Consider the following 8,270-nt stretch of genomic DNA (forward strand, 5'->3'; position numbering starts at 1 on the left):
TCCCGCAGATTACTCCCACAGATCGACATGAATTCCCCGTGCTTCAAATTCGGCACGACGATCCTGAAGATAACGCTGGAATTCAGGCTGCTCTATATAAGCGTCACCCAGTACATAATCCATGCCGCCATGGACGTGGAAGGCTCTCAGGTAACCCTCGGTACGAAATGCCTCCTTGCCAGCAACGAAATAGAGCATACTTGGGGCATAGTGGACACCCAGTTGTTCAGCAAGCTTTCGTGAGGTGGTTTCCACTCCATCAAACCCGGTGATCTTCTCTTCAGACCAGATATCCAGCAACACAACTTGTAACTGCTCTAGGGATTTACGTACAGCCTTGCGTTGCAGAATATCCTGATGCAACTCATCGCAGGCTGCGCATGTTTTCTGCTCCAGCAGCAACAGCACCGGCTTTTCCTTATCTAAAGCTGCCAGGTTGACTGGTGACTGAATAAAGCCGGGCTCCATATGCAGCTTGCCACTGGCTGCTTGTGGATTGATGGAAGCAACATAGTCTCGCACCGACATCTGGCCCTCTTTGCGCTGTGCCACGTAATCAAGAACAACATCAAACTGGTGTGGATGCAGGTAGCCGTTCAAACGTACCAGCACCTTGCCACTCTCATCGAGGAACAGCAGGGTTGGTGTGAATTGCACCTTCAATGATTGTGAGAAAGCCTTTTCTGTTGTTGCCTCGCCATCCAGACCCGAGACTTCACGATCACCCCACATATTGATAGCGATGACATCGAAATACTTCTGCGTCTTATCAGCGATATCACGGTTCCCAAAGTTGTCATGCAACAGCTTGGCACAGTAGGGACAACCATCCTGATAGAAATAGAGCATCACTCGCTTGCCTGCATCAGTCGCCCCTTCGATATCTTCACTAATATCGAGAAAGGACTCTTTGAACCATTCTGGTTTATCGTGATAACCGGGATTCACAAGACCTGTATCAAGCTGTGCTGTTTCACTCGCAGCAAACAGGAGGGGTGATGCCAGCAGAATAAGAAGTGTGATTATTTTTTTCATCATGTTCCATCCACCTTGTTTATTCATAAAGCATAGCGGAAATTGGGTGTGAAAAATAAGCCTAATCTTAAGGATTTAGATATTGATGCAGTAAAATTTGTCATGGCTAGATCCCGGTTCAAGCCCGTGATGAGGCGTGATTAACCTTAAACTACACTATTTCAACAGAGCCTCTCTCCAGACTTCGAGCTTTTCTGCCTGAGACATCCTCGCATGAGCGGGACTAGTCGATGGCATCTGTACAATTTTGTAGTCATGCGTCACAGGCAGAGATGGAAGGATGTGTTTACGGAAAGCACTGGCAGCCTTGCCACCATTGAGCAGAACACGATTGATACTGACATGCTCTTGCAGCAGTTCGGGAATTGCATTCGGCACCTCGCTGGCTGACTCGATTGAACTATCGAGACTGCCCTCGCGTTCACAATAGCCGAGCACATCCCACAGAGCGATGTGATGCTGCCTGAGAATCTCCCGGCGTTCCTCATAAGGAAGATCAAAGCCGGCACCGTACAATTCACCCATGATGTGCCAGAAAGCATTTCTCGGATGGGCGTAGTACTGCTGTTCCTGCAATGACTTGATTCCCGGCATTGAGCCGAGAATCAGGATTTCTGGTTGCTCACCACAGAGAGGCGGAAAACTGACCGGCATTATCTTGTGGTGTAGTGATCCTGCACATAGCTGTCGAGAATCTGTTTGAACTCGGCAGCAATCCCCTCGCCCTTCAGCGTTTTGAATTTCTTGCCGTCAACAAACACTGGTGCAGCCGGGCTTTCACCCGTGCCCGGCAAGCTGATACCGATATTGGCATGCTTGGATTCACCCGGGCCATTGACGATGCAACCCATGACGGCAACATCCATCTCCTCAACACCGCGATATTGCGTACGCCAAACCGGCATCTGCTGTTTCAGGTAATCCTCGATCTCCTTGGCCAGCTCCTGAAAATAGGTACTGGTCGTGCGCCCGCAACCGGGGCAGGCAATCACCTGCGGCATAAAGGAGCGCAAACCAAGTGACTGCAGAATCTGCTGACACACGGTGACTTCGGTGGTACGTGACTGGCCAGGCTCCGGCGTCAGTGAAACACGAATGGTGTCACCGATTCCCTGCTGCAGCAGGATAGCCAAGGCCGCTGTCGAGGAGACAATGCCTTTTGACCCCATGCCCGCTTCTGTCAAACCCAGGTGCAAAGCATAGTTGGATTGTTCGGCAAGACGCTGATAAACACCGACGAGATCCTGCACACCACTCATTTTGCACGAGATGATGATCTTGCCAGCTGAAAGGCCAAGCTCTTCTGCGCGCCTGGCATTCTCAAGTGCGGAAACCACCATGATGTCGCGAATCACCTCTTCGGTCTCTTTCGGCTCAGGCAGTTTTGCATTCTCATCCATCATGCGAACAACTAACTGCTTGTCGAGACTGCCCCAGTTGACACCAATCCGAACCGGCTTGTCGAAACGACTGGCAGTTTCGATCATGTCGGCAAACTGCTGGTCTTTCTTCTCGCCACTGCCGACATTGCCGGGATTGATTCGATACTTGGCGAGTGCCTCGGCACACGCCGGGAAATCGTTCAACAGTCGGTGGCCATTGAAATGAAAATCACCGACCAGCGGAACAGAAACGCCCAGCTTGTCGAGACCGTCACGAATGTGCGGCACTGCAGCTGCTGCCTCTTCGGTGTTGACCGTGATGCGAACTAGTTCGGAACCGGCCTGCGCCAGTTGCGCAGTTTGCTCAATTGTTGCCTTGATATCCTCGGTTGCCGTGTTGGTCATCGACTGCACGACAACCGGGTTGTCACCGCCGACGACCACACCGCCGACACTGACTGCAACTGTTTTATGCCGCTGGATCATTAGACTAGCCTCTTCTCCAGGTTGTTCCGCCTGCTCCATCTTCCAGAACGATGCCCTGCTCCTGCAGCAGGTCACGAATACGATCTGCCTCTGCCCAGTTCTTCTCTGCTCGTGCATCAAGGCGCTGCTGAATCAGGCTGTCAATTTCGTCATCGGCAAGACCACCAGCAGTGTCACCACCTTTCAGGTAAGTTTCCGGATCGAGTTGCAAAATTCCAAGCAGTGAACCCAGCTGTTTCAGCTGAGCCGCCAGTCCACCAGCTGCGGCCTCATCTTCCTTGCGCGCACGATTGAGTTCGCGCGTCAGATCAAACATGGCGGCAAGTGCGACAGGAGTATTGAAGTCGTCCTTCATCGCGGCGTGAAAGTTATCAACGAAAACATCACCACCTGCAGGTTCGACACCATCAAGGTCAAGGCCACGCAACGCTGTGTAGAAACGCCCCAGCGCACCACGTGCATTATCGAGGTGCTCATCATCATAGTTGAGCGGGCTGCGATACTGACTGGTTAGGATGAAGTAGCGAATCTCTTCAGGTTGGTAGCGGTCCAGAATCTCGCGCACGGTAAAAAAGTTTCCGAGTGACTTGGACATCTTCTCGTCGTTGATACGGACAAAGCCGTTATGCATCCAGTAATTAACAAATGGATGACCGGTTGCGCCTTCGGACTGGGCAATCTCGTTTTCGTGATGCGGGAATGTCAGGTCAGCTCCGCCGCCGTGGATATCGAAGGTATCACCCAACGCACAGGTCGACATCGCCGAACACTCAATATGCCAGCCGGGACGACCACGTCCCCATGGTGAATCCCATGCAGGCTCATCCGGTTTCGCTGCTTTCCACAAGGCAAAATCGAGTGGGTCGCGCTTTGCATCGCCCGGTTCGACACGCGCACCGGATTCAAGATCATCGATCGATTTGCCGGAGAGCTTGCCGTATTCAGGAAAGCTGCGCACATCGTAGTAAACATCACCATTGTCGGCAGCATAGGCGTGGCCATTACTGATCAGGCGCTCGATCATGGCGAGAATTTCATCCATGTGCTCGGTTGCCTTGGGCTCGGAATCGGGAGGCAGAATTGCGAGTGCATCAGAATCCTGGTGCATCTCGTCGACAAAATGCTCGGTCAGTTCGATAAAGGGGACGCCCTTCTCGTTGGCACGATTAATAATTTTGTCGTCAATATCCGTGATATTGCGAATATAGGTAACGTCGTAACCAATTGCTTTCAAATAACGATAGACGACATCAAACACCACCATGACGCGCGCATGGCCCAGGTGACAGAGGTCGTAAACCGTCATGCCGCACACGTACATGCGCACCTTGCCCGGCTCAATTGGTTGAAATTCCTCTTTTTTTCCGGTGAGATCGTTGTAGATCCGAAGCATTAGATTCTCTTTTTGCTGATACTAAATTAATTCCAGGGGCCTAGTTTACTGGATTCATTTCCGCTTTTCTCATTTCGTCTGTATCATTTCATTTTTTCCGAATTATCATGGAGTCACGATGTACACTTTTCTACGCTCGTTTTTGCTAATCGGCCTTGTTTCAATCACGGCCTGCAGCCAGGCAACAGATCAGCCCCAGGGCCAGGCACAGGATCAGGCACCCGCCAACCCTGTAACCGTCATACTGGAGACCAGCTCAGGTAACATCACCCTCGAACTGAACCAGGATAAAGCGCCTCTCACGGTGATGAATTTCCTCGAGTATGTTGATGCAGGTTTTTACAATGGCACCATTTTTCATCGCGTGATCAAGGACTTCATGATTCAGGGCGGCGGCTTCAACAATAAATACCAGAAGAAAAAGACCAACGAACCGGTTGTAAACGAGGCAAGCAACGGCCTTTTGAACAAGCGTGGCACGGTTGCTATGGCACGTACAAACGACCCGGACTCGGCCACTGCACAATTCTTTATTAACCATCGTGATAACGACTTCCTCAACAAGAGCAGCAGAAGTGCAGGCTATGCGGTATTTGGAAAAGTGACCGACGGACTCCATGTTGTTGATCAGATCGCCATGTCAAAAACCGGCAAAGGTGGACCATTCTCATCAGATGCACCGATTGAACAGGTCGAGATCATCACGATCAAACGTATTAAGTAAATTACATTAAGAACAGGAACAGAAATGATTAAACTGACAACTACACTTGGTGACATCACCATCGAACTCGACGAAGAGAAAGCACCAATCAGCAGCAAGAACTTTCTCGACTATGTCACCTCGGGTTTTTTCGACGGTACCATTTTCCACCGCGTGATTAACAACTTCATGATCCAGGGCGGTGGTTTTGAAGCTGACATGAGCCAGAAAACAACCAATGCGCCAATCGAAAACGAAGCAAAGAATGGCCTCAAGAACGAAGCAGGCACCATCGCCATGGCACGCACCATGGACCCCCACTCTGCCACATCGCAGTTCTTTATTAATGTCTCCAACAACGGCTTCCTCGACTATCCGGGTCAGGATGGCTGGGGCTACTGTGTATTCGGCAAGGTCACCGATGGCATGGATGTCGTTGAAAAGATCAAGGGTGTTGCTACCGGCGTGACTGCGGGACATTCTGATGTACCAGTCGACCCCATCGTGATCGAGAAGGCAGAAGTTGTCGACGCCTGAGTCACAATCTAACGAGATACTCTTCATCTCTGACCTGCACCTCTCGCCGGAATACCCGGCGACGGTGCAGCGTTTTCTGAATTTCCTCAACAACCGGGCTCGCCAGGCAGACGCCATTTTTATCCTTGGCGATCTCTTTGATGCCTGGCTCGGTGATGACGACAACGAGGCGCCCTACCAGGATATTCGTGTTCAGATCGGCATGCTGACATCATCAGGAACCGAGGTACTGATTCAGCACGGCAACAGGGACTTTCTGCTCGGGGATGATTTCTGCAGGCACACTGGTACCCAGCTGGTTCCGGATGAAATGGTCGTTGATCTGTTTGGTACAAAGACGCTGCTAATGCACGGTGACACCCTGTGTACTGATGACACCGGCTATCTGAAAGCACGCGAATATCTCAGAAGCGATGCCTTTGCCAATGACTTCCTCGGACGCAAACTGGAAGAGCGAAAAGTGATTGCGGCAGACTATCGCAAGCAGAGTGGTGAGGCCACCTCACTTCTGCCGGGTGACATAATGGATGTTAACCAGTCTGCTGTTGAAAGTGTTATGAACAAGCATGATGTTACTCGCCTGATACATGGCCACACTCACAGGCAGGCAAGACACCAATTCGAAATCAATGGTAAAACCTGTGAGCGTATCGTCCTCGGTGAATGGCATTCAGATCAGGGTATGGCGCTCTCTGTTAGCCAGGATGGGATTGAAGAACTGCTACTCTGAAAATAGCAGTACTGAATGACTCAAGTGGGCCAGGTACGATTAATGTCACCTGCTCACATCAACCACACCTGACCCTGTCGATACCGCGTTCTGTCTATTTAATTTTTACGCCATTCCAGGTACCAGTCCATGAGTCTTCACCATCGTAGTTGTACTTTCCGGTGAAACTTCTGCCATCCGGAGAGAGTGTGAACTGAACAACGCCAGCCCTGTTGTTTCCAGACTGAGTCCAGCTGCCCCTCATTGTTTTCTTATTCGCTACATAACCGTCGATAAAGCCATTCTGATGTGTATAGGTGCCAGTGACATTCTTACCTGACTGGTGCAGTGTCATTCTTGTTACGCCTGAATCACCCCAGGTTGTTTGCCATGTTCCACTGAAATTCGCAAGAGCAGAATTAGCTATAGATAAGAATGCTACTGCAATGATAATACTTGTTTTTTTCATGATATTACTTCCTTGTTGTTGACGATATTTGTTAATCCAGCGACTTCATATAATGCGTCCAAAGTTCTCTTTAATCTCTAACGACATTTCGTTACAGCCAGTATAAATGGCCTGAGCCGTTCATCAGTACGCATTCCAGACCGTACTTCTGGCCATGGATTTACTATAGGGTGCAGACAGGTCGGCGTCTGCAGGAAAATTCTGATTTTTTTGTAGGAAATTTCCTACATGGGAATGGATCAACACGATGAGGAGATTAGCACCCTCATTTTTTCTTACTTCCTTTTTTTGAACCCGGCTTGCGCGCTCTTAATGCAGCATCAAATGCCCGGGTGGCCCATTCCCTGGCCTCGTTGGGATCATCAAATATCTCCTCGGGTGCCATGTAGTAAGACATTTTCACTTTTTTACTACCCTTCTCATACTCGAACTGCGACAGGCCAAGTTGGCTGAAAGCATCAGAGGATTTGTCATCAGCCTTTAAATAGAGGACATCATCAGCAACCAGGCCGAACATCAAACTGTCGTGATATACACCATAGCCACCAAACATACGCCTTGTCTGGATCGGGCCAAACAGTGCAAACACCTCATTTAAGTTATCAACGAAATCACTCATCTGTTGTCAATCGCCTCAATATGAAAACGGCTTTGTCGCCTCCGGCAACGAAAATGTGCAATGAACAGGCTTATTCAGTTTCATGCTTTCAACGGCACGATCAAGAAACTGATATATGCTGCACCCACGCTAATGGCGTTTGCAACCAGCAGCCATAAAAACTCTCTGCTCTTGTAACGAAAGTGAGGAGCAAACCATTTTTTATAGACTGCGCCTTCAATCACAGCATTGATAAAACAGCCCAGAATAAAAGTGGCAACCCAAGTTACCGGGTTGAATGTGCCCCAGTCGAAAGCCTGCTGATAAATCGATGCCGGGAAGAACTCCCATGCAATACCCGCTAATGGGATTAACAGGATTCCAGCAATAGAAGATGCCGCATTTGCCGATAGATCGGCGATAGCCGATCGCTTTACAGACAGAGCAAACAGCCACTTAACATAGAAAAACTCTACTAATAGGCCTAATCCAATGGCCCACCAGGAAAACAGTCTGATTTCCAGGTAAAGAGCCGGCCACACAACATTTGCATAGACGACAGGAGGGAACAGTATTATTGCGATAATGAATAATTTACGCATTTTTCTTCCTTGAAACACAATAGCCGGTAATTGAGGGTTGGTTTGAAACACCTAATCCATTCATGGAACCACATCGTTGGCTTGATATTTGACAATGAGTATCTCAAATTTCCGGCACCATGCATAAAAAAATGCCACCACCTTTCGGTGATGGCATTCTCTTTGTAATAACTACAGTAATTAAACTGTATTAATTACTTGGCAGCTTCAGGAGCGATAGGCGCCTGAGGAGCAACTGGAGCTACAGGAGCAGCAACAGGAGCGTAGCCGTAAGGAGCGTAACCGTAGCCGTTACGGCTGTTGTAACGGTTGTCCCAGTTGTTGTAACCACGACCGTAGTAGCTGTTGTTGGTGTC

General features: G+C 49.5%; 11 protein-coding genes. 3 read left to right on the forward strand and 8 right to left on the reverse strand.

Going from position 1 to position 8,270, the window contains the following annotated elements:
- Positions 1-9: 9 nt before the first annotated feature.
- From BOW06_RS12070 to cysS, 4 genes are all read right to left on the reverse strand, one after another.
- Positions 10-1,035 (reverse strand): thioredoxin family protein, encoded by a 1,026-nt coding sequence (locus BOW06_RS12070; protein WP_043117754.1) that lies wholly within the window; start codon positions 1,033-1,035, stop codon positions 10-12.
- Between the two features lie 156 nt (positions 1,036-1,191).
- The gene (locus tag BOW06_RS12075) at positions 1,192-1,689 is read right to left on the reverse strand and encodes a DNA-deoxyinosine glycosylase (protein ID WP_043116893.1); all 498 of its coding nucleotides are present in this window, start codon (positions 1,687-1,689) and stop codon (positions 1,192-1,194) included.
- Positions 1,689-2,903, reverse strand: coding sequence for a flavodoxin-dependent (E)-4-hydroxy-3-methylbut-2-enyl-diphosphate synthase (ispG, locus tag BOW06_RS12080; RefSeq protein WP_078453539.1), 1,215 nt, complete (start codon positions 2,901-2,903; stop codon positions 1,689-1,691). The genes BOW06_RS12075 and ispG overlap by 1 nt, the downstream gene beginning before the upstream one ends.
- A gap of 4 nt (positions 2,904-2,907) precedes the next feature.
- On the reverse strand, positions 2,908-4,296 hold the full coding sequence (gene cysS, locus BOW06_RS12085; RefSeq protein ID WP_043116895.1) for a cysteine--tRNA ligase: 1,389 nt from the start codon (positions 4,294-4,296) through the stop codon (positions 2,908-2,910).
- 118 nt (positions 4,297-4,414) lie between these two features.
- Between cysS and BOW06_RS12090 the strand changes: the two genes are divergently transcribed.
- The 3 genes from BOW06_RS12090 to lpxH are packed head-to-tail and all read left to right on the forward strand — an operon-like array spanning position 4,415 to position 6,266.
- Complete coding sequence (locus tag BOW06_RS12090) at positions 4,415-5,020, forward strand: peptidylprolyl isomerase (protein WP_078453540.1); 606 nt, start codon at positions 4,415-4,417, stop codon at positions 5,018-5,020.
- A gap of 24 nt (positions 5,021-5,044) precedes the next feature.
- Positions 5,045-5,536 carry a peptidylprolyl isomerase gene (locus BOW06_RS12095; RefSeq protein WP_043116898.1) on the forward strand — a complete coding sequence of 164 codons (492 nt, stop codon included), beginning with the start codon at positions 5,045-5,047 and terminating at the stop codon, positions 5,534-5,536.
- Entirely contained in the window at positions 5,523-6,266 is a 744-nt protein-coding gene (gene lpxH, locus BOW06_RS12100; RefSeq protein ID WP_052132120.1) for a UDP-2,3-diacylglucosamine diphosphatase, read from the forward strand. Before BOW06_RS12095 ends, lpxH begins: the two co-directional genes overlap by 14 nt.
- Before the next feature lie 94 nt (positions 6,267-6,360).
- On the opposite strand, the gene BOW06_RS12105 is transcribed toward lpxH, so the two are convergent.
- The 4 genes from BOW06_RS12105 to BOW06_RS13400 all read right to left on the reverse strand — a co-directional run.
- On the reverse strand, positions 6,361-6,714 hold the full coding sequence (locus tag BOW06_RS12105; RefSeq protein ID WP_078453541.1) for a hypothetical protein: 354 nt from the start codon (positions 6,712-6,714) through the stop codon (positions 6,361-6,363).
- Positions 6,715-6,979: 265 nt separating this feature from the next.
- Positions 6,980-7,333: a TfoX/Sxy family protein gene (locus tag BOW06_RS12110; RefSeq protein WP_043116901.1), complete on the reverse strand. Its 354-nt coding sequence runs from the start codon at positions 7,331-7,333 to the stop codon at positions 6,980-6,982.
- An 80-nt stretch (positions 7,334-7,413) separates the two neighbouring features.
- Positions 7,414-7,914: a hypothetical protein gene (locus BOW06_RS12115; protein WP_043116902.1), complete on the reverse strand. Its 501-nt coding sequence runs from the start codon at positions 7,912-7,914 to the stop codon at positions 7,414-7,416.
- Between the two features lie 194 nt (positions 7,915-8,108).
- Positions 8,109-8,270, reverse strand: a 162-nt coding sequence (locus BOW06_RS13400) for a sulfur globule family protein (protein ID WP_412072738.1), incomplete at its 5' end; no start/stop codon positions are given.

It is taken from the genome of Solemya velum gill symbiont (assembly GCF_002020255.1).
Classification (GTDB): Bacteria; Pseudomonadota; Gammaproteobacteria; order Chromatiales; family Chromatiaceae.